We start from the raw sequence: 24,748 nt of genomic DNA on the forward strand, positions 1-24,748 counted from the left end.
TATCAGAGGTATAGGGAAACCATCACCCTTAAGACAGAAAAATCATGCCGAGAGGCTGTTTCCTGCGACCGGCGCATGCGGCCACTGGCCACGGACAAGCAGCGGCACCGTTGCTGAAGGCAACCCGATCCGATCGGAACATGAACTGCTGGGAAAAATGGCAGGGGCGGTAGGGCTCGAACCTACGACAACCGGTTTTGGAGACCGGTACTCTACCAACTGAGCTACACCCCTACAGAACCGCGCCATGGCGCCGGTTCGGGCCGTTTGAAGCACAAGCGGCCCCTGATTTGCAAGAGCCGAACTGCACACGGGAACGAAAACATCCCCGGAATCAAAACGGCGGGCAAGGGAACTCCCCTGCCCGCCGTCTTTAGTCGATTACTCGATGATCGAAGCGACGACGCCTGCACCGGACACAAGTGCGGTTTACCGCACTTGTGCAAAAGATGAGGCGGTTGGCGTTATCGGGGTTTTGCGCCGATCACTCGATGATCGACGCAACAACACCCGCGCCAACCGTGCGGCCGCCTTCACGGATGGCGAAGCGCAGCTTCTCTTCCATCGCGATCGGCACGATCAGGTGCACTTCCATGGCGATGTTGTCGCCCGGCATCACCATTTCGGTGCCTTCCGGCAGATGCACGACACCGGTCACATCGGTGGTGCGGAAGTAGAACTGCGGACGGTAGTTGGTGAAGAACGGGGTGTGACGGCCACCTTCGTCCTTGGTGAGGATGTAAGCCTCAGCCTTGAACTTGGTGTGCGGCTTCACCGAACCCGGCTTGCACAGCACCTGGCCGCGCTCGACGTCTTCACGCTTGGTGCCGCGCAGCAGCGCGCCGATATTGTCGCCGGCCTGGCCCTGGTCGAGCAGCTTGCGGAACATTTCAACGCCGGTGCAGATCGTCTTCTGGGTGGCGCGGATACCGACGATTTCGATTTCCTCGCCGACCTTGACGATGCCGCGCTCGACGCGACCGGTCACGACCGTACCACGACCCGAGATCGAGAACACGTCTTCGACCGGCATCAGGAACGGCTGGTCAACCGGACGCTCCGGCTGCGGGATGTAGCTGTCGACATTTTCCATCAGCTTCAGGATCGCGTCGTGGCCGAGCTCCTTCGAGCTATCTTCCAGCGCGGCCAGCGCCGAACCCTTGACGATCGGAATGTCATCGCCCGGGAAGTCGTACTTCGAGAGCAGTTCGCGGACTTCCATTTCCACGAGCTCGAGCAGTTCCGGATCATCGACCATGTCGCACTTGTTCAGGAACACGACGAGCGCCGGCACGCCGACCTGACGGGCGAGCAGGATGTGCTCGCGGGTCTGCGGCATCGGGCCGTCGGCAGCCGACACGACCAGGATCGCGCCGTCCATCTGGGCTGCGCCGGTGATCATGTTCTTCACATAGTCGGCGTGGCCGGGGCAGTCGACGTGGGCGTAGTGGCGGTTCGCGGTCTCGTATTCGACGTGTGCAGTCGAGATGGTGATGCCGCGGGCCTTCTCTTCCGGCGCCTTGTCGATCTGGTCGTAAGCGGTGAACGACGCACCGCCGGACTCAGCCAGCACCTTCGTGATCGCGGCGGTCAGCGACGTCTTGCCGTGGTCAACGTGACCGATCGTGCCGATATTGCAGTGCGGTTTGTTACGTTCAAATTTTGCTTTGGCCATTGATCCACCTGTTTTGCCGACGCCCATGCGTGGCACACCAAACCGGCGGCTGGTTACTAAGGAAAACGCCCCTATTCAAGCCCGAACTTATGGGCCAAGCTCCTCAGACATGCCGGCTAAGCCCCTTATTTAGTCTGGCAAAAGACAAGATCAATCGGGAGCCCCCAAGGAGCGCCTATGAACGCCCAGACTGCCGCCAAAACCGCGACTCAGCCGCAGACCCTCCCTCGGACCCCCGCCCTTCCCGAGGCCCGACCGGAATCGCTGGGATTGTCATCAAACCGTCTTCAAAAGATCTCCGACGCCTTCAAGCGGGAGATTGACAAGGGCACAACCCCGGGTGTGACCACCCTGATCGCCCGCCGCGGCCAGATCGGCTATTTCGAGGCTTTTGGCCGCCAGGCGCCGGACGCCGCAGCCCCGATGGCCCGGGACAGCCTGTTCCGCATCTTCTCCATGACCAAGCCCATCGTCTCGCTGGGGATCATGCAGCTGGTCGAGGACGGGCATATCCTGCTGATGGATCCGCTCGCCAAATACATCCCGGAATTCGCCGACACCAAAGTGGGCATCGAGCGCAACGGCCAGCTGGAGCTGGCCCTGCCGCTCCGCCCCATCACGATCCAGGACCTGCTCCGCCATACTTCGGGCATCTCCTATGAGATCACCGGCAACGGCATGGTGCAGCGGATGTACCAGAAATCGAATCTGCGCAGCCGCGACCTCACCAATGAGGAACATGCCAGGATCGTCGCGAAACTGCCGCTGATCTGCCAGCCTGGCGCCGAGTGGAATTACAGCCGCTCCACCGACATTCTCGGCCGCGTCATCGAGGTCGTGTCAGGCAAGTCGCTGGGTGCCTATCTCACCGAGAATATCCTGGCGCCGCTGCAGATGACCGAGACCGGTTTTCACACCGCGGCAGAGAACAAGAGCCGCATTGCGCATCCCTTCCCCGCCGATCCCTGGACCGGCGACAAGGTGGCGCTGTTCGATCCGCTGGAGATCCCGAAGATGGAATCCGGTGGCGGCGGTCTCGTCTCCACGACGATGGATTATGCGCGCTTCTGCCAGATGCTTCTCAATGGTGGTAAGCTCGACGGCGCCCGCGTGATCGGCAGCCGCACCCTGCATTTCATGGCGTCGAACCATCTCACGCCAAACGTGAAGCTGGAGACGCATCTCGTCCCGCCCGGCCACGGTTTTGGCCTCGGCTTCGCCGTGCGCACCGATGACGGGCTGGCGCCCTATGCGGGCTCGACCGGCCAGTTCTTCTGGAGCGGCGTCGCCGGCACCTTCTTCTGGATCGATCCGAAGGAAGAGCTGTTCACGGTGTTCATGTCGCAGGGGCCCGGCCAGCGGGAGTATTTCCGCACGCTGATCCGGAGCCTGGTTTACGCGGCGGTGGAGTGACTGACTTGTAGCCTGCATGGAGCGCAGCGTAATGCAGGGACCGGCGATATGTTGAAACGCCGGTCCCCGGATTGCGCTGCGCTCCATCCGGGCTACGGCTGCGGCGCTTGCCTCAACTGATCGTCGCACCACCATCGATCACCACCGTCTGCCCGGTCATGAAATTCCCGGCGGCCGAGCCCATGAACACCGCAGCGCCCGCGATCTCGTCCGGAATGCCGATGCGCAGCAGCGGCGAGCGCGCGGTGGATTTCTTCAGCGTGTCCGGATCATCCCACAGCGCTTTCGCAAAATCGGTCTTGATCAGGCCCGGCGCGATGCAGTTCACGCGGATATTGTGCGGGCCATATTCGCAAGCGAGATTTCGCGCGAGCTGCATGTCTGCAGCTTTTGAAACGCAGTAAGCGCCGATGGTCGTCGAGCCCTTTAATCCGCCGATCGACGACACGATGATCACCGAACCATCCTTGCGTTCGATCATCTCCGGCACCACCATCGAGATCAGCCAGTTATTGGCGACGATGTTATTGCTGAGGATCTTGTTGAACTGATCGTCAGAGATGCCGGCGAGCGGCCCGTAATACGGATTCGACGCAGCATTGCAGACCAGCACGTCGATCTTTCCGAATGCCTTGCGGCTTTCATCGACGAGGTTCTGCAGGTTCTCCTTGCTGGAGATGTTGGCGGCGATGGCCACGGCCGTGCCCTTGCCGAATTTCTCGTTCACGTCCCTGGCGACCTCGTCGCAGACATCCTGCTTGCGCGAGGAGATCACGACCTTCGCCCCATGCTCCGCCATCCGCTCGGCAATGGCGCGGCCGATGCCCCGCGTCGAACCGGTGATGACGGCAACTTTGCCTTTCATGTCGAACAAGGTCATGTGCGAGTCTCCCTGATGATTGTTATGATTGTCGTGTAGCCCGGATGAAGCGAAGCGCAATCCGGGGATGTCGAGCCTGCTGAAACACCGTCCCCCGGGTTACGCTGCGCTTCACCCGGGCTACGATCTAGGCCAACTTCACTTCCGGCCCCGCCGGCTGATGCATCGCTGCATGTGCAGCATCCGCAATCCATGGCTGCTGATTCACCATCGGAATGCGCCAGCCCGAATGGCCGTCGCTGCCGAGATGATCGAGCCGCGTGATCGAGCAGTTATCGATGGTGAAAGCGAGGCCGCGATCCGGCTGATCATTGAGCGCCAACCCAATCGCCGACTTGATGGTGCCGCCATGGGCGACCACCACCACATCCCTGCCCGCATATTCGCGGTTGATGCGATCGATGCCGCGCCGGGTGCGGTTGTAGAGATCCATAAAACTTTCGCCGTTCGGCGAGCGCTCGTCGATCGGCGCGAACCAGTAGCTTCCGACGCCGATGGGGCGGCTGGCGAAAAACGCCGCGCGGTTCATGCCCTGCCAATCGCCGAGATGCTGCTCGTTGAAATCTGCCTCATGAGGCATCGCATCGGGCTTCGGAAAACCGGCGGCCCAGATCGCATCGGCGGTCTGATGCGTGCGCTTCAGCTTGCTGGCGAACCACACCGCATTGCGTGGAAGAATTTTGCTCACGGCATTGAACACGACGCGATCGCTGCAATCGCAATCCATGTCCTTCTGGCCATAGATGTTGCCACCATCGCCATTCACCGGTGCGTGCCGCACCCACCACCACCTTGTCGCGGTCACCCCTTGCGGAACACTGTGCTGCGCCACGAACGGTTTTTCGGTGTTGGACATCGGACCCACCCTTCAATATCGTTTCGTTTGTCGTACGTCAGCGCGCGCGATGCCTCAAGCATCTTCGCGTCAACGAAAACGTTGCGCACGATGATGAATTCCATGTGGCGGCAGTCCGCTCAAGAAATAGACAACGAACAACAACTCGGGAGAAAGCCATGGGCCGCCTTGCAGGCAAATCCGTCGTCATCACCGGTGCAGGCAGCGGCATCGGCCGCGCCGCAGCGCAGCTGTTCGCCAGCGAAGGCGCCAGCCTGATCATCGTCGATCGCAGCGACAGCATTCATGACACCGCCAAGCTCGTCAGCGATGCCGGCGGCACCGTGCAGGCCGTCAGCGCCGATGCCGGCTCCGAAAACGACGTAAAAGCCTTCATCGACAAGGCTGTCTCCACCTATGGCAAGCTCGATGCGATCTGGGCCAATGCCGGCGTCTCCGGCGGCCTCGTGCCGCTGCTCGAACAGACCGTCGAACAATGGCAGGAAATCCTGCGCATCAACCTGATCGGACCATTCCTGGCCATCAAGCATGCGATGCCGCATATGGTGCAGCAGGGCCATGGCTCCATCGTGCTCACCGCCTCGGTCGCGGGCCTGAAGTCCGGCGCATCCGGCCATCCTTATGCGTCCAGCAAAGCCGGCGTCATCAGCCTGGTGCAGACCACTGCCTATTCCCTCTCCGGCACCGGCGTGCGCATCAATGCGGTGTGCCCCGGCCTGATCGAAACCGGCATGACCAAGCCGATCTTCGACAACGCCAAGGAGCGCGGCACGCAGGGCAAGATCGGCCAGCTCAATCCGCTCAAGCGCGCCGGCCAGCCGCATGAGCTGGCGGCGATGGGCCTGTTCCTCGCCAGCGACGAAGCGTCCTATGTGAACGGCCAGGCGATCCCCGTGGATGGCGGCCTCACCGCGTCGATGCCCTATGCGGGCAAGCCGATCTAGGCGTCGCCCGGCCTGCGATGGCCCACCAATACGGCCATCGCCGCGACAGACTGCACCGCGACGCCGATCAAGATCGGCGTCGCATAGCCGCCGGTCAGATCGCGCAACAGGCCCATCGCCACCGGCCCGAATGAATTGACGATGCCGGCGATCCCCATGACCAGACCCAGTGCCACGCCGAAATCACGCGGCACAAACTCGCGCTGGGTGATCAGCACCGGCAGCGTGACCAGATTTCCGATCGAGAAACCGAACACGGCGCAGGCGACCAACAGCGCATCGAGGTTGGTCGATGATGCGATCACCGACAGCGCCACCGCCTGACTGACGATGGACACCGCAGCAGCCCAGCGTGGCCGAATGCGATCGGCGATGAAACTGAGCGCGATACGACCGGTCAATGCCATCGCGGTGGTCACCGACACCGCGCCACCCGCCGATTGAAAACCAATCAGCGGCGTCATGATCGAGACCTGATGCACGATGAAGCCGACCTGTACCACCAGCGCCATGGACATCGGCGCGGTGATCGACCAGAAGCCCTCATCGCGCAGCAGCGTTGCGCGCGTGATCGTCGCAGATGCCGAAACGTCATCTGTCGCAGCATTTTCGCTCGCGGGTGGAAAGCGGATCACGGCGACGACGATCGGCGCCAGCACGATGGCCGCCACGACGGCCGCCATGACGAGCGCCTGACGAAACCCAAAGGCTTCGATCAGCAGCACCAGCCCCGGCGTGAGCAGGATCCCGCTGACCGAAGCGCCGGTGAATGTCAGACTGATCGCCAGCCCGCGCTTGCGATCGAACCACGCGCCGACGATAGCCGCGGCACTGATGGTGCCCAGCCCCACCCATGCCAGTGGAAAGACGATGAACCCGACATAGAGCTGGAGGATGGAATCCGCCGTGGCCAACAATGCCAGACTGACGGCAAGTGCAGCGATGCCTGTCAGCACCAGCGCGCGCGGCCCGATCCAGCGCAGCAATTCACTGACGAACATGGACAGGATGTTGCCCAGCACCAGGCAGAGCGTGCTGCCCGCACCGATCACGCTGACCGGCCAGCCATTCAGCCGATGAAGCTGGGCGATATAGATGCCCTGCCCGTACAGACCGAAGCCGAAGATCGTGATCTGCAGCAGAAACACGACGGCGACAATGCGCCATCCCTCATAGCGCAACGATCGCTCATCGACCGCTGCCGCGTCCCCCACATCATGCGCCTGCATGCCCGCCCCAGCGTTCAGCACGCACGCAGAACTACTTTTGGTGGTGCAGAAAAGCCAGCCCCGCAGCGGTCAAGAATTAACGCAGATCGTTACACCCCGTCTGGCGGCGATGTGGGCGTGTTGGTCACCAGCAGGCGATTGCGCACGCGCTCGCGGTGGAATGTGTAGATGCCCGACAGCACGATGATCGTCGCGCCGACGATCATCGCTGCATCGGGCACGTCGCCGAAGATGAAATAGCCCAGCAGCATGGCATAGAGCATCTGCGAATAGCGCATCGGCGCCACCGAGGAGACATCGCCGACGCGCAGCGCAAGGATGCCGCACTGGAAGCCGATCAGCGTCATCACCGCCGCCAGCGCCAGCAACATCAGCAGTTGCGGCGATGGCACGCTCCAATCGCCATGCACCGCCGTGAAGAACGCACCGGCCAGGGCCACGGCGATGGTGGTGAGGAATGTCACGAACAGCGTCGGGATGCCGGCCGGGATTTGCTTGGTGACGAGATCGCGCATCGCATAGAAGCCGACCGAGAGCAGCGCCACCAGGGTGAACTGGCTGAAACCATCGGCGCCCGGCCTCACGATGATCAGCACGCCGATGAAACCCGCGGCAATCGCCAGCCAGCGACGCCAGCCCACGGGCTCGCCAAGCAGCAGCACGGCGCCGCAGGTAATGATCAGCGGCATCGACTGCACGATCGCCGTGACATTGGCGAGCGGCAGCGAACTGACCGCCACCAGAAACAGCGCGGAGCCGCCGATCTCGCCGCCGATGCGCAGCGACACCGGCCATGCCAGCAGCACACGCAGCGACCGCAGCGCGCCCTGATGCACCACCAGCGCGCCGATCAGCACGCTGGCGAACAGTCCGCGCAGCATCATCACCTGGCTGAAATGGAGATGGGCCGTCAGGAATTTGGCGAGGGCATCATTGATGCTGAAACTGGCCATGGAAACCGCCATCAGCAGGATTCCACGCAGATTGGGAGAGAGAGGCAAAACGTCGTCCGGAACATATCGAAATGCCGCAGCGGAAAATCGCTGCAGCGCAGCATGCTCTGTGCGCGACGCCGCTTGTGAGGTCAAGACAAAGCCATGCGCATGCCCCGCTTACATTCTGGGCATAGGTAACGCGGCACGTGTCAGACGCCTTCGGTCGGCGGCGCAGATGCTTTGGCTGCCACCAGCAATTCACGATTGCGGACGCGCTCGCGGTGAAAGGCATAGAGGCCGGAGCCCACGATCACCGATGCGCCGATGATCATCCAGCGATCCGGAACATCGCCGAAGATGAGATAGCCGAGTCCCATGGCCCATAGCAGTTGCGTGTAGCGGAACGGCGCCACGGCCGAGATCTCCCCTGCCCGCAACGCAATGATGATGCACTGATAGCCGATCAGCACCAGGACGGCGGCAAGCAACAGGAAGCCCATGCTGCTGTTCGACATCGGCGTCCAGCCGCCGAGCGGCACGATCAGGCAGCCACCGACAATGGTGACGACGAAGGTCGTCAGCAGGGTCACGAAGACCGAGGGAATGTCCTTCGGAATGCGGCTGGTGGCGAGATCGCGGATGACGCAGAAGCACACCGAGATCATCGCCAGCACCGAGAACTGATTGAAATTGTCGGCGCCCGGCCGCACCACGATCAGCACGCCAATGAAGCCGGCAACAATGGCCAGCCAGCGCCGCCATCCCACCGGCTCGCCGAAGATCAATGCCGCGCCCAGCGTGATGGCCAGCGACAGCGACTGGAAGATCGCCGATGTATTGGCCAGCGGCATATGGGTGATCGAGGCGAGGAATGTCGCCGTGCCGCCGATTTCGCCGAGCACGCGCAGCGCCACCGGCAACCTGAACAGCACGCTGACCGGCCGCAGCGCCTGTTGATACCAGGCCAGCGCAAACACCAGCACGATGGAGATCGCGCCGCGCACCAGCATGACCTGACCGAAATTCATCTCCGCGGTGAGATATTTCGTAAGGGCGTCGTTCATGCTGAAACCCGCCATGGCCACGGCCATCATCAGGCTTCCGCGCATATTGGGAGAGAGAGGCAAGGTTTCCGCCGGGATGTTTCTTGGAGCGCCGCTGGATGGCGGCCGGTATCAGCGCGAGAGGATCACTTTCATCTGCACCAAAAGCACGACTCGAACCAGACCGCGTGCGCGCCGGTGACCTGCGCAGATCTGCATGGCGCGCACTACGGCCCGTCGGTCGGTGTGCTGCCCGTCTTCGCGGCCAGTAGCATTTCGCGGTTGCGAACATGCTCGCGATGGAAGGTGTAGAGACCGGACGCCACGATAATCGATGCGCCCAAAATCATCGCACTATCGGGCACATCACCGAAAATGAAATAGCCGAGCAGCATGGCCCACAGCAGCTGCGTGTAGCGAAACGGCGCCACGGCGGAAATGTCGCCAACGCGGAGCGCCATGATCACGCATTGATAGCCGATCAGCACGAGCACGGCGGCGACCACCAGTAGCGCAAGCGCCGGAACGGATGGCGTCGACCAGCCGCCGAGCGGCATCATCAGCAGGCCGCCGACCGCGGTCATGGAAATTGTCGTCAACAACGTTACGAACAGTGCCGGGACTTCTGCGGGAATCTGCTTGGTGGCGAGATCGCGCAACGCATAGAACGCCACCGAACAGAGCGCCAGCAATGTGAACTGATTAAATCCGGCCGCGCCGGGCTTGACGATAATCAGCACGCCAATGAAGCCCGCAGCAATCGCCAGCCAGCGCCGCCAGCCCACCCGTTCGCCGAATAGCAGGACCGCGCCGAGCGTGATCGCCAGCGGCTGCGACAGGATGATGGCCGACACGTTGGCCAGCGGCAGATGCGTGATCGCCTGCAGAAAGAAGATCGTGCCGACGACCTCGCCGATGATGCGCAGCGCCACCGGCCGCACCAACAGCACACGCAATGGCCGCAGCGCGCCGCGCTGGGCGGCCAATGCTGTGATCAACGTCCCCGCGACGATGCCGCGGATCAGCACCAGCTGCCCGAAATTCATCTGCGGCAGCAGGAATTTCGAGATCGCATCGGTGGCGCAGAACGTCGCCATGGCACCAGCCATGAACAAACTTCCGGTGAGATTGGGAGACAGCGCCAAGATGACCGCCGGGACAAGATGCGTCAATGCGTAGCCCGGATGGAGCGAAGCGCAATCCGGGGAAAGGCACATCAAAAGATCGCCGGTCCCCGGGTTACGCTTCGCTCCACCCGGGCTACAATTTCGCGCTATTTCGCGCCGGCGAGCTGCGCGTATTTCCACGACGCCTGCGCCAGCGGCACGGTGCGCTTGGCGGATTCCATCGCCTTGGCCGACGACGCGGTGCCGTCGCGGACACGGCCCGCGATGCCCTGCAGAATGCCCGTAAGCCGGAACAGGTTGTAGCAATAGTACCAGTTCAGGTCCGGTACGTCCTTGCGACCGGCATAGTCGCAATAGATTTTTGCGGCTTCATCCATGGTCGGAATGTCGAGCGCCTTGTAATCGAGGTTTTCAAGGCCCGGCATGATCCACTGCATCAAAAGATAGGTGAAGTCGGCCATGGGATCGCCGAGGGTCGACAGCTCCCAGTCGAGCACAGCCTGCACCTTCGGCTGCGTCGCATTGAACACCATATTGTCGATGCGGTAGTCGCCATGCACCACTGACACCCGCTCCTGCTCCGGCACGGAGGTCGGCAGCCATTCGATCAGCCGCTCCATTTCCGGAATGAGCTGCGTCTCGGAGGCGCGATACTGCTTGGTCCAGCGATCGACCTGCCGCGCAAAATAATTGCCGGGACGGCCGAAGTCGCCGAGCCCGATCTTTTCGGGATCGTAGCTGTGCAATTGCGCCAGCGTTTCGATCTTCGAGGTGAAGATCGCGCGGCGCTCGCTCTTGTCGACATTCGGCAGCGCGGGATCCCAGAAGATGCGGCCGTCTTCCATCGACATGACGTAGAAGGCCGAGCCGATCACATCGTCATCGGTGCAAAGCGCATAGGCCTTGGCGACAGGGAAACCCTGCTTGCCCAGTGCGGCAATCACCTTGTATTCGCGATCCACCGCATGCGCTGAGGGCAGCAGCTTGCCGAACGGCTTGCGCCGCATCACATAGGAGCGCTTCGGCGTGTTCAGCCGATAGGTCGGGTTGGACTGGCCGCCCTTGAATTGCAGCACGGTGAGCGGGCCCTCATAGCCCTCCACATTCTCGCGCATCCAGGCTTCGAGACGAATCTCATCGAAGCGATGCCGGTCTTCGACCGGCCGCGTGCCGTTATACTCGTCGTCGCGCTTCACACCATCGGTCACGTTGCTTCCTCGTTTCTTCTTATCCAGGCTGGCGACGCAAGACGCTTGAAAGCGTGTCGCGTCGCGCCCGGAACACCGTTTCTTAGTGCTTCGCCTCGTTGGCGTATTTCTTCAGTTCGAGCCGGGCGATGGCACGATTATGCACCTCATCCGGGCCGTCGGCCAGACGCATGGTGCGCATGGACGCATAGTCGCGGGCGAGGCCTGCATCGTCGGACACACCGGCACCGCCGAACGCCTGGATCGCATTGTCGATGATCTTCAGCGCCATGTTCGGACCTGAAACCTTGATCATGGCGATTTCGAGCTGCGCGGTCTTGTTGCCCACCTTGTCCATCATGTCGGCGGCCTTGAGGCAGAGCAGACGGTTCATCTCGATATCGGTGCGGGCCTGCGCGATGCGCTCCTCCCAGACCGAAAATTCGATGACCTTGCGGCCGAAGGCCGTGCGCGACTGCAGGCGACGCACCATCTTCTCCAGCGCTTCCTCGGCCTTGCCGATGGTGCGCATGCAGTGATGGATGCGGCCCGGACCGAGGCGGCCCTGTGCGATCTCGAAGCCGCGGCCTTCGCCGAGCAGGATATTCTCCTTCGGCACGCGCACGTTTTCGAGCAGCACCTGGGCATGGCCGTGCGGCGCATCATCATAGCCGAACACGGGCAGCATCTTCTCGACAGTGATGCCGGGCGTATCGAGCGGCACCAGGATCTGCGACTGCGCCTGATGCTTGGCGGCCGACGGATCGGTCTTGCCCATCAGGATCGCGATCTTGCAGCGGGGATCGCCGACACCCGACGACCACCACTTGCGGCCGTTGATCACATAGTGATCGCCGTCGCGCTCGATGCGGGTCTCGATATTGGTCGCGTCCGACGATGCGACCGCCGGCTCGGTCATCAGGAAGGCGGAGCGGATCTCGCCGTTCATCAGCGGCTTCAGCCACTTCTGCTTCTGCTCCTTCGAGCCGTAGCGCATGAACACTTCCATATTGCCGGTGTCAGGCGCCGAGCAGTTGAACACTTCCGATGCCCAGCCGATATGGCCCATCTGTTCGGCCAGCAGCGCATATTCGAGATTGCTCAGTCCCGCGCCGTGGAATTCGTCGTCTTCATGCGACGACGGCGGCATGAACATGTTCCAGAGGCCTTCGGCCTTCGCCTTCTGCTTCAGTTCCTCGACGATCGGAATGACCTTCCAGCGCTCGCCAGCTTCGTCCTGCTGACGATAGATCGGCACCGCGGGGCGGACATGCTTGGTCATGAAGGAGGACACGCGCTCGAGCCATTCGCGCTGGCGGTCCGACATCGTGAAATCCATGGGGCGTTCCTCTTTGTTCTTCAAAATCTTTGGCAGCACTGTTGTCCCGTCGATGCACCTCCGCAAGCGAAAAATACGAGCGGATTGTCGCTCGCAACTCGCAGCGGCCGCGCGTCGCGGGGGCGACGGCGTGACGCGGAGATGACGACAATGCAGCGACATCGCGCTGCAGATTGACATTCCGCCCACTCAAACGATAGTTTCATACACGTGTTTGAAAAGCAATCACCCTGCTCCGCGCCATCTGCATGAGGCCATGTCTCGCCAGAGCGGATTGCACGGGAAGGAATTTGCCTGGGATCGACGCATGGCCGCAGACCGCACGCGCACTGCCATCATCACCGCCGCCGAACGGCTTTACGCCGAGCGCGGCTTTGCGGATGTGACGATGCGCGACATCGTCGCTGCCGCCGACGTCAATCTCGCCGCGGTGAACTATCACTTCGGCTCGAAGGACGAGTTGATCGCCGAACTGTTCGTGACGCGCAGCATCGCCACCAATCGCGAACGCCTGCGCGAATTGAAGGCGGCGGAAGAAGCCGGCAATGGCCGCGCCACCGCGCAGGAGATTTTCGCCGCTCTGGTCGGCCCGACGCTGCGCGGCTGTCTCGGCGAGGCGAAACAGCGCTCCGATGCGGCGCGCTTCATGATCCGCGCCTCGATCGAGAGCGTGCCGCCGATCCGCAAGATCAAGAATCGCGAGGTCGATCACCTCAAGCGCTTCGCCGCTGCCCTGCGCCGCACGTTGCCCGATCACGATCCCGCGGACATCTTCTGGGCGCTGCATTTCGCCCTCGCCATGGCCCACCAGACCATCCGCGACACCGAACGCCTCACGCGCATGTCGGACGGGCTATGCGATCTCGATAACGTACAGGCGATCATCGACCGCGTGGTGAGCGTCGCGCTGATGGCCCTGACGGGGAAGCCGGCACGGGCGAAGGCGCGGGCGTAGGCACGCTCCACCTGTCATTACCCGCGAAAGCGGGTAATCTAGTAAACACCGGTTTATGTGCGGCACATGTCCGTCAGTGTCTACTGGATTGCCCGGTCAAGCCGGGCAACGACAGATGTTCCACACCTTCCCTCTTACAACCACGCGATTCGCAGCGTATGCCGCCCTCATGAGCGCACAGGACGCCATCGACTTCGTATCGGACAATATCGCTGAAGTCGGCGAGCTGATGCGCTCGCTGTCCGGTCGTTATGAAGCCATCTTCGGCAACTTTCGTTCGGCTTGCGGCGTCGTCTGCGACCGCGCCGCGGACCTCTCCGAAGCCGCGCGCGACATCGCCGATCTGGCCACCGCGGCCAGCGCCAGCGTCTATGCGCATATCCCGAACCAGCCCGCCCTCGCCTGCAGCAGCGGCTGCGCGGCCTGCTGCCATCTCTATGTTCAGGTGCCACCCGGCATCGCAGGGATGATGGCAGATCACATCGCCACTCACTTCTCGCCATCCGAGCGGGAAACCTTGCACGGCCGGCTGGAGCTTGCCGCCGCCGCTGCCCGCGATGCCGCCGAACTGACGAAACTTCGCCACCGCTGCCCCCTGCTCGGCGACGACAATCGCTGCACGGTCTATGACGTCCGCCCGCTGACCTGCCGCGCCTTTACCTCACGCTCGGTGGCGCGCTGCAACGACCTCGTTTTCGGCGACATCGCGGACGGCTCAGGCGTCGAGCAGAACGCAGCCCATTATCGCATCCACATGGAAGCCACCTTTGCGCTCGAACAGGCAGCGCGAGACCGCGGATTGCCGGCGGAGCAGAAGGGACTAGCCGAGGCGCTGCTGGCGGAGATGGGCTCGCGCTAGAACGTCCCTCAAAACGTCGGCGGCGTACACGCGCTGATGACGTCACATGCCTTCGTCCCGACACAGCGAAACCGGTGCGGCCGTCGGCTCTCGAAGTAATAGGCATCGCCGGGATCGAGGATACGGCGCTCGTCATCGACGATGACTTCCAGCCGGCCCGCAATCACGATGCCGCCCTCCTCGCCGTCATGCACCAGCGGCACGCGGCCGGTGTCGCTGCCGGGCTCGTAACGCTCCTTCAAAATCTGCAGGCTGCGCCCAAATAGATTGTCGCCGATCTGCCGATAGGAAATCGGCCCCTTGCCGATCTCGGTCAGTTCATCCGCCCGATAGAACGCCTTGCGCGGCCGGTCCGGCTCGATGGCGAAGAACTCCGCGAGCCCCATCGGGATGCCGTCCAGGATGCGCTTCAGCGCGCCGACCGACGGGTTCATCTGGTTGGACTCGATCAGCGAGATGGTCGAGTTGGTGACGCCGGCGCGCTTGGCCAGTTCACGCTGGGACAGCTTGTGGCGCCCGCGCACGAAGCGCAGCCGTTCGCCGAGATCGATACTCACGCCATATTCCTGTTGCGGACGTTGCGGATCGAACAAATATGGCTTGGCGTATCCAGCAAAATCAAGAGGTTGAGCAGCTCAAGAAAAGGACTTGTTGCAATGTTACGAACATGATCCAGATGCGAAAATCAGCCGGGTTACACCCCAAGGGAGCGCGCCGTGACCGTCCATCAGATTCCGAACAGCCTGCAACTCGATACTTTCTGGATGCCATTCACGGCCAATCGCCAGTTCAAGGCGGCGCCGCGCATGTTCTCGTCGGCCAAGGGCATGTATTACACCACCGAAGACGGCCGCCAGGTGATCGATGGCTCCGCCGGTCTTTGGTGCACCAATGCCGGCCACGGCCGCCGCGAGATCTCCAGCGCCGTGGAGAAGCAGCTCTCCACCCTCGATTTCGCGCCCGCCTTCCAGATGGGCCATCCGCTGGCTTTCGAATTCGCCAATCGTCTCGCCGAGATCGCCCCTGAAGGCCTCGACCGCATCTTCTTCACCAATTCCGGTTCGGAGTCTGGCGACACCGCGCTGAAGATCGCCATCGCCTATCAGCGCGCCATCGGCCAGGCCACGCGCACGCGCCTGATCGGCCGCGAGCGCGGCTATCATGGCGTCGGCTTCGGCGGCACTTCGGTGGGCGGCATGGTCAACAACCGCCGCGCCTTCGTTTCGGCGCAGCTGCCGGGCATCGACCACATCCGCCACACCCACGATCTCGCGCGTAACGCGTTCTCGAAGGACCTGCCGGAATACGGCGCGGAATTCGCCGATGACGTCGAGCGTCTGGTCGCGCTGCACGGCGCCGACACCATCGCCGCCGTCATCGTCGAGCCCGTCCCCGGTTCGACGGGCGTGTTGCCGCCGCCGAAGGGCTATCTCGAGCGGCTGCGCGAGCTCTGCACCAAGCACGGCATCCTGTTGATTTTCGACGAAGTCATCACCGGCTTCGGCCGCCTCGGCGCGCCCTTCGCATCGCAGTTCTTCGGCGTCACGCCGGATATCATGACCACCGCCAAGGGCATCACCAACGGCACCGTGCCGTGCGGCGCCGTGTTCGCCAGCCGCAAGGTCTATGATGGCCTGATGACCGGCCCGGAAGGCCAGATCGAGCTGTTCCACGGCTATACCTATTCGGCCCATCCGGTCGCCTGCGCCGCCGGCATCGCCACGCTCGACATCTACAAGAACGAAGGCCTGCTCACCCGCGCCGCCAAGATGGCGGACTACTGGCGCGACAGCTTGCATGCGCTGAAGGGCCTGCCCAATGTCATCGACATCCGCAATTGCGGCCTGATGGGCGCCGTCGAACTCGCGCCCCGCAAGGATGCGCCGGGCGCGCGCGGCTATGAAGTGATGGTGGATTGCTTCAACACCGGCCTCTATCTGCGCCAGAGCGGCGACGCCTTCGCGATGTCGCCTCCGCTCACCGTCGAGAAGAACCATATCGACGACATGATGGAAATCCTCAGCGCCGCCATCAAGCGCGTCGCGTAAGCGACAGCAGAACGCACCAAGCAAAACCCCGACGGAGCGAAAGCGCCGTCGGGGTTTTCGTTTTAAGAACCGATTCTGCCGTTCTATACACCGTCATGCCCGGCGAATGCCGGGTACCCACGTCTTTGCAACGGATGAAGACGTGGATGGCCGGGACAAGCCCGGCCATGACGGTGCTTCAATTGACGATGGTCCCTAGCCCCGCGCCGCGATCAGCTGCCGGATGAATTCCGGCGCCTTTGCGCTCGGCAGCCAGCGCGTCACGGCGATCATGTCCGCCTCACGATCGATCCAGATCATGTTGCCGCCGGCGCCCAGCGCATAGACAGCGGTCTCCGGCGCGGCCTTGTTGGCATGCGGGCCGCGGTTCAGCCACCACAGGAAACCGTAATTCGGCTGGTTCGCCGACTGCGCCCACATGGCATCGATCCAGCCCTGCGACAGCAGCCGCTTGCCATTCCAATCGCCGCCGCGCGCCATCAACAGGCCGAAGCGCGCATGGTCGTCGGCGCCGATGAACATGCCACCGCCCCAATGCCCGCCGCCTGGCACCGACTGCATCCGCTGGCCGTCGATCTCGACCCATGAATTGTCGTAACCGGCCCAGCTCCAGTTTTTCGACGCGCCGATCGGATCCATGATGCGTTCACGCACCACATCCGGCAGTGGCCGCTTGAACAGGTTGAGCAGCGAGAACGACAGCAGGTTCACGCGCACATCGTTATATTCGTAGAATGTGCCCGGCGCCTGCAGCTCGCGCAGCTCGCCCTTGCGGCTGTTGTCGGCATTCGGCGCGACCAGACGGTTGTGGTCGATCTGATCCGGCTTGCCGAACATCTCGCCGCGCCATTCGCTGGTCTGCTCCAGCAGGTGCCGCCAGGTGACCTTGCCGTTATGCGCATCGGCAAACAGCGGCCCTGGCACGCGCTGGCCCACGGGCTCGTCGATATCGCCGATCAACCCGTCATCCACCGCGAGACCCGTGAGGACTGCGAGATAGCTCTTGGCAATGGAGAAGGTCATATCCGCGCGCGCGATGTCGCCCCACGACGCCAGCAGGTGGCCGCCTTGCAGCACCATGCCCGCGGGCCACCGCGCTCCTTCACCGGCCCCAGCACCGCGCTCCATGGCCCGGTTTCATTCCAGTCCACGTTCGGCGCATAGCGGCCGTCATCGTAATAGAAGCCGCGCGGCCACGGCGTCTCGTTGTCCTGCGCAAAACCCACGGCTGCCGCCAGCTTGTCCGGCGCATAGCCGGCCTGTTGTGGATCGATCTTGTCCCAGGCGTTTCCGCTGGCCGGGAAATAAGGTTGGTCAGTCATGGAGAATTCAAGCTCACTCTGGACAACACGCCACGTTTATTGACCGGATAGGCAGCGGCGGCAACCTATCAACACGTGAGCTGTTGCAGAGAACACGGCGGGAGCGGAAGACGGGACCTACAAGGTCCCGCCCTCTCCGGCAGTTGCCTAGACTTCCAGCTTATCGCCGCCCTTCAGGTCGAGCATCGCACGCGCCTCATCCGGCGTTGCGATTTCGAGGCCGAGACCTTCGACGATCTTGCGCGCCAGCGTGACCTGCTCGGCATTGGACGACGCCATCCGTCCCGGCGCGGCCCATAGCGAATCCTCCAGGCCGACCCGGATATTGCCGCCCATGGCTGCAGCCATCGCCGCGATCGGCAGCTGATTGCGGCCGGCGCCAAGCACCGACCACACATATTTGTCGCCGAACAGGCGATCCGCCGTGCGCTTCATGTGCAGCACGTCTTCGGGATGCGCACCGGTGCCGCCCTGCAGGCCGAACACGGTCTGGATGAACAGTGGCGGCTTCACCAGGCCCTGATCGAGGAAGTAAGCGAGGTTGTAGAGATGCGCGGTGTCGTAGCATTCGAATTCGAAGCGCGTGCCGGTCTCGGCCAGCGTCTTCAGTACATATTCGATGTCCTGGAACGTGTTGCGAAACACGATATCCTTGTTCTGCAGATGCTTCAGCTCCCAGTCATGCTCGAACGTCTTGAAGCGGTTCAGCATGCCGAAAAAGCCGAAATTCATCGAGCCCATGTTGAGCGATGCCACTTCCGGCTTGTACACGGCCGCGGGCCGCACGCGTTCATCCACCGTCATCGTCGGCGCGCCGCCGGTGGTGAGGTTGATCACCGCATTGGAGCGCTGCTTGATGATCTTCAGGAATGGCGCGAAGGCCTCGGGGCTCTGGTCGGGCTGCCCGGTCTTCGGATTGCGCGCATGGAGATGCACGATGGCGGCGCCGGCTTCCGCCGCATCGACGGCCGCATCGGCGATTTCCTGCGGCGTCACCGGCAGCGCCTTGGACATCGAGGGCGTGTGGATCGCCCCCGTTACGGCACAGGTGATAATGACTTTGCGGCTCATGTCAGTCTCCGTCTTGCTGTTGAGAGATCATGCGGTTCAGGATGTGCGTTGCGCAGCCTTGTGGGCTGCCAATGCTGCCAGGCGTTCGTTGCGCTGCTGTGTCAGCGCAGCAATCCGCTCCGGTGACGGCTGATGCGGCCATGCCGCGATCACCCGATCGACATTCGGGCTCTGATAGACCTCGGGGCCGGCCGCGGCCGCAGCGAGTTCCTTGTAGAAGCCGGTATAGCGCGCGCAGTAGTCCGGAATGCCACCGGGCGCATTGAGCTCGATGGTTTCCAGCGGGCCGAGAAACGACCAGCGCAAGCCCAGGCCATCCTTGACGGTGTGATCGAGATCCTCGGCCGACACATAACCCTCGCCCACGAGCCGGAACGCCTCGGCCAGCAAGGCGCCCTGCAGCCGGTTGAGGATGAAACCATTGATCTCGCGATTGACCGTGACCGGCACCTGCCCGATCTCGCGATAGATGGCGCGGGCGCGATCGATGGTCTGCTGCGACGTCCACGGTGCACCGCAGAGTTCGACCAGCGGCACCAGATGCGGTGGATTGACGGGATGACCGACCAGGCATCGCGCACGCCCCGGCAGCATTTCCGTGAAACGCGAGGCGACGATGGCCGATGTGGATGAGGCCAGCAGCGCATCGGCGGGCGCGAGCCGATCCAGTTCCGCGAAAATCGCGATCTTCTGATCGACATTTTCGGGACCGTTCTCCTGCACGAAGGCGACATCCTTCACAGCATCTGCCAGATCGGCCGCGATCGATATCCGTGCAGCCGCGCCATCGGGATCACTGGCAAGACCGTGACGCGCCAGCGCATGCAACTCATCACGAATGAGTTTTGGCGCTGCCTCCAGCGTCGGGCGATGCGGATCGGTCAATCGCACGGTCCATCCGGCACGCGCAAAGATGGCAGCCCATGCGCGCCCGATCAGTCCAACGCCCACGATCCCGACATGTCGATCTTTCATTGTCATCGTTGTTCTCACAGCCACAGCACCTTGCGGCGCAAATCGAGATCGTCGCGCAGGGCCTTGGACGGCCCCTGATGAATCACCTTGCCGCGCTCCAGCGCAACCGTCGAATCCGACAAAGCCAAGGCCAGATCCAGATTGTGATCGACAATGACAATGGCGATGTCCTTGCGGAGGCGGTCGAATGTTTCGAACAGCTGTTCCACCACCGCAGGCGCCAGTCCTTCGAACGGTTCGTCCAGCAGCAACACCCGCACGTCACCCGACAATGCGCGCGCCACGGCCACCATTTGCTGCTCGCCGCCCGACAGATAGTCGGCAGGACTGTCCAGGCGTTCGCGAATGCGCGGGAAGTAATCGTAGATCCGTTCCCGCGTCCAATGCACGCCGTTGCCGGTCTGACGTTTGAGCCCACCGAGTTCGAGGTTCTGTTCGACCGTCATGCCCGCGAACAGCGCCCGCCCCTGCGGCACATAGCCGATGCCGAGCCGCCCGGCTTCTGCGGACGACAGACCGACCAACTCATTGCCGGCCAGCTGGATGGAGCCGTTGGATGCCGGAGAAATGCCGATCAACGTTTTCAGCAGCGTCGATTTTCCGGCGCCATTGCGGCCCAGCAGCGCGACGATCTCGTTTTCATGCAGCGTGAAATTCACGTCGTTGAGAATGTGGCTCTTGCCGTAAAACGTATCGACATTCTTCACCGTCAGCAGCGGCTGCGCACCGGCAGCCGTTTCGCGCGGCTTGGCCGCCACCGCCGTGGCGCCCGAACCGATATAGACCTCCTGCACGCGCGCGCTGGACCGCGCCTCTTCCACGGTGCCGTCCAGCAGCACCCGCCCCTCATTCATCACGGTCACATGGTCGGCCAGCTGGAATACACGATCGATGTCGTGTTCGACGAGCAGCACCGGCAGGTCCGCGGAGATGCGCTTGATGATGGCGCCGATCCGCTCGCGCTCGGCCGCAGCTAGGCCGGCCAGCGGTTCGTCGAGCAGCAGCACGCGCGGCGCGGTCGCCAGCGCAACGCCCATGTCGAGCAGACGCTGGCCGCCATATGACAGCATGCCGGCCTCGGCCGTCTCGATTCCCGCGAGACCGAGATAGCGGATCACCGCATCGGTCTCCGTGTTGATCGGCGCGATCGACAGCGCATTGGTGAGCGGATCGAAACGCCGGGGATGCCGCGCCTGCACGGCCAGCCGGATATTCTCGCCGACGCTGAGCGCCGGAAACAGATTTGTGATCTGGAACGAGCGCCCGATGCCGGCGGTCGCGATATCCTCCGGCGTGTGTCCGGCGATCGGCGCGCCCATCAGCGTCACCGTGCCCTGGTCCGGCTTGTACATGCCCGACAGCAGATTGAACGCTGTGGTTTTTCCTGCGCCGTTCGGGCCGATCAGCGCATGCAGCGTGCGATCGGCGATGGCGATATCGACGCCCTGCACGGCCTTGATGCCACCAAAACTCTTCACGATGTGGCTGGCCGCCAGCACCGGTCCATCGACCGTCGATGTCGGCCGCAGGAATTCCGGCAATGGCAGCACCTCGATGCGCCGCGCCGACATCGCAGCATCTTCTTCCACCTTCTTGCGGAACGGCGCGATCAACCGTTCGCCGATGCCAACGAGCCCCGTCGGTGAGAAAATGATGAAGCCGACAAAGACGAGACCGAACCAGAACAGCCAGTTCTCGGAATAGATGCCAAGGAATTCGCGGAACAGGATGAAGAACAGGGCGCCGAGCGCAGGCCCGAGAAAGCTGCGCATGCCGCCGATCACGACCATTGCCAGCAACTCGCCGGAGAACGCCACCGAGATCGGATCGGCCGATGTCATGCGGTTCTTGTAGAGCAGCAACACGCCGGCAAGGCCGGTGATCGTGGCCGAGAGCACGAAAGCCGTCAGCTTGTAGCGGTTGGTGGGATAGCCGAGGAAGCGCGCCCGCTGCTCGTTCTCGCGGATCGCCACCAGCACGGAGCCGACGGTGGAATTGTGGAAACGCCAGAGCAGGATCATCACCAGAAATGCGATCAGTGCGACGAACCAGTAGTAGTTCGTTGCTGCATCGAGGTCGAAGCCGAGCAAAGGCGGCCGCTTGATTCCGCCGAGGCCATTCTCGCCGCCGGTCACATCGGTCCAGCGGAACGACACGCTATAGAGCATGGCCGCCAGCGCCAGTGTGAGCAGCGAGAAATACACGCCGCGACGGCGCAGGATCAGGAAGCCGAACGCCGCCGCCACCAGGGCGACGATGACCAGCGCCAGCAGCGTCGGCCCGACGAAGGAATTGGGCATCCAGTTGAGCTGGATCAGCGCCGCCGCATAGGCCGCGAGGCCGAACCAAGCGCCATGGCCGAACGAGACCAGCCCGGTATGCCCGACCAGAATATTCAGCGCCATGCAGGCCAGTGCAAAGACGACGATTTCCGTCGCCGAGGTCATGGTGAGGCCGAGCGCCAGCAGGATCGGCGGCAGGATCAGCAGCGAGACGCCGGCGATCAGCAAGGGAACAGGGAGACGTTTCAACATAAGCCTCGCCTCACTCGAACCGCGTGATGCGTTCGCCGAACAGACCGCGAGGCCTGAACAGCAGCACCAGAAGCATCAGCAGATAGATCGCCGCCGTGGACGCGGCCGAATAGCCGATGCCGACCATGACACCCTTGACGAGCCCGACGAGCAGCGCCGCGATCACCACGCCCCAGAACGAGCCGAGGCCGCCGATCACCACCACGACGAAAGCCGGCGTGATGATCTCTTGCCCCATCGCCGGATGGATCGAATAGATCGGCGCCAGCAACACGCCGGCGAGGCCCGCAAGCCCGATACCAAGGGCGGCGACCACCGCCATGTAAGGCTGCAGCGAGATGCCGAGCGCACCCACCATGTCGGGATTCTGCACGCCCGCCCGCACCACGCGGCCGAACGACGTCTTCTGCAGCAACACCCATAGCCCGACCACGCAGGCCACGGCGATGCCGAGCAGCACCACGCGGTAGAACGAATAGATGAAGCTCCCGATCGCGACCTGCCCGCGCAAGGCCGGCGGAATCGAATAGGATAATGGCGGCGCACCGAAGATCATGCGCAAAGCCTGCTCCGCCACCATCGCAAGGCCGAATGTCAGCAGCAGCGACAGGATCGGGTCGGAGCGATAGAACCGCCGGAACAGCGTCCGCTCGATCAATACGCCGAACAGCGCAACCGCCGCAGGCGCGACCACGAACGCGCCCCCGAATCCCAGATAGGGCGAGATCACGAGCGTCAGATACGCGCCGATCGCATAGAAAGCGCCATGCGCAAGATTCACGATCCCGCCCAGCGAGAAGATCAGCGACAGGCCGAGCGCGATGAGAAGATAATAGACGCCGTCGAGCAGCCCGTTGAGGATCTGCTGGGTGAGCAACATGGCAGACATGGAATGAGCTCCGTGGCCGTGCGCTCACGCGCATCAGACAGAGGCCGGAAGGACAGGACGAACAACGTCACGAGCACGACACCGGCGTGCCGCCCGAAGGCGACACGCCGACGCGATCGCTAGCTCGGGAATTTGCAGGTGTTCTCTTCCGCCGTGGAGGCAATCACCTCGAGCGGTTCATCCGGTCCGGGGACGGCCGGGCTCGAGGAGAAGATGTCCCACTGGTTCTTGATCTTGTCGGCCGGCAACGCCGTCACCGCATACATCTCGTGCATCAGCTGGTGATCCGACGCACGGAAGTAGCCGGGCCGCGTCTTCAGCAGGTCGAACTTCGCGCCCTTTTCGAAATGCTCGATGATCTTGGGCGACTCCGCCGACTTCAGTTCATTGATGCTCTGCGCCACGATCTTGGTGGCGATGTAATCGCCCCAGGCCTGGTTTTCCGGCGGCTTCTTGTACTTGTTGGTGAAGGCCGTGACGAAGGCCTTGCTACCGGGCGTGTCGAGCAGATGATGCCAGACCACAGGCCAGGTGCCGACGAAATTGCCCTTGCCTGCAGCCCAGGCCAGCGCCGTGTCGAAGCCGAACCCGCCGACCGGGAATGTCAGTCCGAACTCCGCATACTGCTTCAGGAAGTTGGTGATCTGGTTGCCGGCCAGATTGATCACCACGAGATCGGGCTTGGCCTCGCGGATCTTGAGCAGATAGGCGGAGAAGTCGGTGGCGTCGGTCGGCACCAGATCGTCGCCGGCGAAGTTGCCGCCATTGGCCTGCATGAAGCGCTTCGACACGCTGAGCAGGTCATGGCCGAAGGCATAGTCAGCCGTGAGCGAGTACCACTTCTTGCCCTTGACGAGGCCGTCGCGCAGGAACGAGCGGCCGACCGTCTTCACATACATCGAGTTCTGCGACTCCACATGGAACATGTAGCGCTGGCAATCCTTGCCGCGCAGCGCGTCCGAATTGCCGCCAGTGTTGATGAACAGCGTCTTGTTGCGGGTGGCGACCTGCGCGATGGTCAGGCACGACGCCGACGAAATCTCGCCGATGATACAAGCGACCTTGTCGCGCTCGATCATGCGCTCCGCCTTGGTCGAGGCCGTCTGCGGATTGATCGAGTCTTCCTTGAGCAGTTCGACCTTGCGCCCCATCACGCCGCCGGCGGCGTTGATCTCTTCCACCGCGAGATCGATGGCCATCACGCCATATTCACCGAGCGGGCCGAGGAAGCCGGTGCGCGGCGTGAGATGGCCGATGCGAATGACGTCTGAGCTCTGGGCGCTCAGGATCGACGGTGCCGACAGGCCGGAAACAAGCGCGAGACCGCCCGCCGTCTTGAGCAGACTGCGGCGCGTGAATTGATTGGTGTTCGACATCAGATTCATCTCCCTGATACGGCCGCGCAGCGCGGCTGTTTCCCCTCCGGCAGGCGGTGCCCTCTTCTGACGAGATGGCTTTGTGCGCTTG

General features: G+C 62.8%; 22 protein-coding genes and 1 tRNA gene. 5 read left to right on the forward strand and 18 right to left on the reverse strand.

Annotated features, from left to right (window positions below; all coding sequences use genetic code 11):
• Positions 1-158: 158 nt before the first annotated feature.
• Positions 159-234 (reverse strand) — tRNA-Trp (locus tag RPMA_RS18005).
• Between the two features lie 250 nt (positions 235-484).
• The gene (gene tuf, locus RPMA_RS18010; protein WP_211909031.1) at positions 485-1,675 is read right to left on the reverse strand and encodes an elongation factor Tu; all 1,191 of its coding nucleotides are present in this window, start codon (positions 1,673-1,675) and stop codon (positions 485-487) included.
• Between the two features lie 177 nt (positions 1,676-1,852).
• Between tuf and RPMA_RS18015 the strand changes: the two genes are divergently transcribed.
• Positions 1,853-3,088, forward strand: coding sequence for a serine hydrolase domain-containing protein (locus RPMA_RS18015; RefSeq protein WP_211909066.1), 1,236 nt, complete (start codon positions 1,853-1,855; stop codon positions 3,086-3,088).
• 112 nt (positions 3,089-3,200) lie between these two features.
• Here the strand turns inward: RPMA_RS18015 and RPMA_RS18020 are convergent, their stop codons facing one another.
• Together RPMA_RS18020 and RPMA_RS18025 are read right to left on the reverse strand one after the other, a co-directional pair.
• Positions 3,201-3,968, reverse strand: coding sequence for an SDR family NAD(P)-dependent oxidoreductase (locus RPMA_RS18020; protein ID WP_211909067.1), 768 nt, complete (start codon positions 3,966-3,968; stop codon positions 3,201-3,203).
• 127 nt (positions 3,969-4,095) lie between these two features.
• Complete coding sequence (locus RPMA_RS18025) at positions 4,096-4,824, reverse strand: histidine phosphatase family protein (RefSeq protein ID WP_211909068.1); 729 nt, start codon at positions 4,822-4,824, stop codon at positions 4,096-4,098.
• A 158-nt stretch (positions 4,825-4,982) separates the two neighbouring features.
• Between RPMA_RS18025 and RPMA_RS18030 the strand changes: the two genes are divergently transcribed.
• Positions 4,983-5,768: an SDR family NAD(P)-dependent oxidoreductase gene (locus tag RPMA_RS18030; RefSeq protein WP_211909069.1), complete on the forward strand. Its 786-nt coding sequence runs from the start codon at positions 4,983-4,985 to the stop codon at positions 5,766-5,768.
• Here RPMA_RS18030 and RPMA_RS18035 read toward each other — a convergent pair.
• The 6 genes from RPMA_RS18035 to RPMA_RS18060 all read right to left on the reverse strand — a co-directional run bounded on the left by RPMA_RS18035 (position 5,765) and on the right by RPMA_RS18060 (position 12,628).
• On the reverse strand, positions 5,765-6,997 hold the full coding sequence (locus tag RPMA_RS18035; protein WP_211909070.1) for an MFS transporter: 1,233 nt from the start codon (positions 6,995-6,997) through the stop codon (positions 5,765-5,767). The genes RPMA_RS18030 and RPMA_RS18035 overlap by 4 nt on opposite strands.
• An 89-nt stretch (positions 6,998-7,086) precedes the next feature.
• On the reverse strand, positions 7,087-7,962 hold the full coding sequence (locus RPMA_RS18040; protein ID WP_249225268.1) for a DMT family transporter: 876 nt from the start codon (positions 7,960-7,962) through the stop codon (positions 7,087-7,089).
• 179 nt (positions 7,963-8,141) lie between these two features.
• Complete coding sequence (locus RPMA_RS18045; protein WP_328516525.1) at positions 8,142-9,026, reverse strand: DMT family transporter; 885 nt, start codon at positions 9,024-9,026, stop codon at positions 8,142-8,144.
• A gap of 176 nt (positions 9,027-9,202) precedes the next feature.
• Entirely contained in the window at positions 9,203-10,084 is an 882-nt protein-coding gene (locus tag RPMA_RS18050; RefSeq protein ID WP_249225269.1) for a DMT family transporter, read from the reverse strand.
• Between the two features lie 164 nt (positions 10,085-10,248).
• Positions 10,249-11,310 carry a phosphotransferase family protein gene (locus tag RPMA_RS18055; protein ID WP_211909074.1) on the reverse strand — a complete coding sequence of 354 codons (1,062 nt, stop codon included), beginning with the start codon at positions 11,308-11,310 and terminating at the stop codon, positions 10,249-10,251.
• Positions 11,311-11,392: 82 nt separating this feature from the next.
• Positions 11,393-12,628, reverse strand: coding sequence for an acyl-CoA dehydrogenase family protein (locus RPMA_RS18060; RefSeq protein ID WP_211909075.1), 1,236 nt, complete (start codon positions 12,626-12,628; stop codon positions 11,393-11,395).
• A gap of 307 nt (positions 12,629-12,935) precedes the next feature.
• Here RPMA_RS18060 and RPMA_RS18065 point away from each other — a divergent pair, with 307 nt between their 5' ends.
• Together RPMA_RS18065 and RPMA_RS18070 are read left to right on the forward strand one after the other, a co-directional pair.
• A complete protein-coding gene (locus tag RPMA_RS18065) occupies positions 12,936-13,583 on the forward strand; it encodes a TetR/AcrR family transcriptional regulator (protein WP_211909076.1) in 648 nt (215 codons plus the stop codon).
• Positions 13,584-13,752: 169 nt separating this feature from the next.
• The gene (locus RPMA_RS18070) at positions 13,753-14,442 is read left to right on the forward strand and encodes a YkgJ family cysteine cluster protein (RefSeq protein ID WP_211909077.1); all 690 of its coding nucleotides are present in this window, start codon (positions 13,753-13,755) and stop codon (positions 14,440-14,442) included.
• Positions 14,443-14,450: 8 nt separating this feature from the next.
• Here RPMA_RS18070 and RPMA_RS18075 read toward each other — a convergent pair whose 3' ends face one another.
• Positions 14,451-14,999 (reverse strand): cupin domain-containing protein, encoded by a 549-nt coding sequence (locus tag RPMA_RS18075; protein WP_211909078.1) that lies wholly within the window; start codon positions 14,997-14,999, stop codon positions 14,451-14,453.
• 159 nt (positions 15,000-15,158) lie between these two features.
• On the opposite strand from RPMA_RS18075, the gene RPMA_RS18080 reads away from it, so the two are divergent.
• The gene (locus RPMA_RS18080; RefSeq protein WP_249225270.1) at positions 15,159-16,490 is read left to right on the forward strand and encodes an aspartate aminotransferase family protein; all 1,332 of its coding nucleotides are present in this window, start codon (positions 15,159-15,161) and stop codon (positions 16,488-16,490) included.
• A 195-nt stretch (positions 16,491-16,685) separates the two neighbouring features.
• Here RPMA_RS18080 and RPMA_RS18085 read toward each other — a convergent pair whose 3' ends face one another.
• The 7 genes from RPMA_RS18085 to RPMA_RS18110 all read right to left on the reverse strand — a co-directional run bounded on the left by RPMA_RS18085 (position 16,686) and on the right by RPMA_RS18110 (position 24,657).
• A complete protein-coding gene (locus RPMA_RS18085; RefSeq protein ID WP_249225271.1) occupies positions 16,686-17,570 on the reverse strand; it encodes a serine hydrolase domain-containing protein in 885 nt (294 codons plus the stop codon).
• The gene (locus tag RPMA_RS28070; protein ID WP_249225273.1) at positions 17,510-17,812 is read right to left on the reverse strand and encodes a hypothetical protein; all 303 of its coding nucleotides are present in this window, start codon (positions 17,810-17,812) and stop codon (positions 17,510-17,512) included. Before RPMA_RS28070 ends, RPMA_RS18085 begins: the two co-directional genes overlap by 61 nt.
• 147 nt (positions 17,813-17,959) lie before the next feature.
• A complete protein-coding gene (locus RPMA_RS18090; RefSeq protein ID WP_211909079.1) occupies positions 17,960-18,883 on the reverse strand; it encodes a BKACE family enzyme in 924 nt (307 codons plus the stop codon).
• Between the two features lie 36 nt (positions 18,884-18,919).
• A complete protein-coding gene (locus tag RPMA_RS18095) occupies positions 18,920-19,864 on the reverse strand; it encodes a 3-hydroxyacyl-CoA dehydrogenase (protein WP_211909080.1) in 945 nt (314 codons plus the stop codon).
• An 8-nt stretch (positions 19,865-19,872) separates the two neighbouring features.
• Positions 19,873-22,392 (reverse strand): branched-chain amino acid ABC transporter ATP-binding protein/permease, encoded by a 2,520-nt coding sequence (locus RPMA_RS18100; RefSeq protein WP_211909081.1) that lies wholly within the window; start codon positions 22,390-22,392, stop codon positions 19,873-19,875.
• 10 nt (positions 22,393-22,402) lie between these two features.
• Positions 22,403-23,281, reverse strand: coding sequence for a branched-chain amino acid ABC transporter permease (locus RPMA_RS18105; RefSeq protein ID WP_211909082.1), 879 nt, complete (start codon positions 23,279-23,281; stop codon positions 22,403-22,405).
• Positions 23,282-23,400: 119 nt separating this feature from the next.
• Positions 23,401-24,657: an ABC transporter substrate-binding protein gene (locus RPMA_RS18110; protein ID WP_211909083.1), complete on the reverse strand. Its 1,257-nt coding sequence runs from the start codon at positions 24,655-24,657 to the stop codon at positions 23,401-23,403.
• Between the last annotated feature and the right edge of the window lie 91 nt (positions 24,658-24,748).

The organism is Tardiphaga alba (assembly GCF_018279705.1).
GTDB classification, from domain to species: Bacteria; Pseudomonadota; Alphaproteobacteria; order Rhizobiales; family Xanthobacteraceae; genus Tardiphaga; species Tardiphaga alba.

Coding starts and splice junctions, on each gene's coding strand:
- RPMA_RS18110 (WP_211909083.1), bottom strand. CDS start 24,657: ATGTCGAACACCAATCAATTCACGCGCCGCAGTCTGCTCAAGACGGCG.
- RPMA_RS18070 (WP_211909077.1), top strand. CDS start 13,753: ATGAGCGCACAGGACGCCATCGACTTCGTATCGGACAATATCGCTGAA.
- RPMA_RS18060 (WP_211909075.1), bottom strand. CDS start 12,628: ATGGATTTCACGATGTCGGACCGCCAGCGCGAATGGCTCGAGCGCGTG.
- RPMA_RS18050 (WP_249225269.1), bottom strand. CDS start 10,084: ATGGCTGGTGCCATGGCGACGTTCTGCGCCACCGATGCGATCTCGAAA.
- RPMA_RS18030 (WP_211909069.1), top strand. CDS start 4,983: ATGGGCCGCCTTGCAGGCAAATCCGTCGTCATCACCGGTGCAGGCAGC.
- RPMA_RS18100 (WP_211909081.1), bottom strand. CDS start 22,392: ATGTTGAAACGTCTCCCTGTTCCCTTGCTGATCGCCGGCGTCTCGCTG.
- RPMA_RS18020 (WP_211909067.1), bottom strand. CDS start 3,968: ATGACCTTGTTCGACATGAAAGGCAAAGTTGCCGTCATCACCGGTTCG.
- RPMA_RS18035 (WP_211909070.1), bottom strand. CDS start 6,997: ATGCAGGCGCATGATGTGGGGGACGCGGCAGCGGTCGATGAGCGATCG.
- tuf (WP_211909031.1), bottom strand. CDS start 1,675: ATGGCCAAAGCAAAATTTGAACGTAACAAACCGCACTGCAATATCGGC.
- RPMA_RS18045 (WP_328516525.1), bottom strand. CDS start 9,026: ATGATGGCCGTGGCCATGGCGGGTTTCAGCATGAACGACGCCCTTACG.
- RPMA_RS18095 (WP_211909080.1), bottom strand. CDS start 19,864: ATGACAATGAAAGATCGACATGTCGGGATCGTGGGCGTTGGACTGATC.
- RPMA_RS18015 (WP_211909066.1), top strand. CDS start 1,853: ATGAACGCCCAGACTGCCGCCAAAACCGCGACTCAGCCGCAGACCCTC.
- RPMA_RS28070 (WP_249225273.1), bottom strand. CDS start 17,812: ATGACTGACCAACCTTATTTCCCGGCCAGCGGAAACGCCTGGGACAAG.
- RPMA_RS18025 (WP_211909068.1), bottom strand. CDS start 4,824: ATGTCCAACACCGAAAAACCGTTCGTGGCGCAGCACAGTGTTCCGCAA.
- RPMA_RS18105 (WP_211909082.1), bottom strand. CDS start 23,281: ATGTCTGCCATGTTGCTCACCCAGCAGATCCTCAACGGGCTGCTCGAC.
- RPMA_RS18040 (WP_249225268.1), bottom strand. CDS start 7,962: ATGGCGGTTTCCATGGCCAGTTTCAGCATCAATGATGCCCTCGCCAAA.
- RPMA_RS18090 (WP_211909079.1), bottom strand. CDS start 18,883: ATGAGCCGCAAAGTCATTATCACCTGTGCCGTAACGGGGGCGATCCAC.
- RPMA_RS18085 (WP_249225271.1), bottom strand. CDS start 17,570: ATGGTGCTGCAAGGCGGCCACCTGCTGGCGTCGTGGGGCGACATCGCG.
- RPMA_RS18065 (WP_211909076.1), top strand. CDS start 12,936: ATGGCCGCAGACCGCACGCGCACTGCCATCATCACCGCCGCCGAACGG.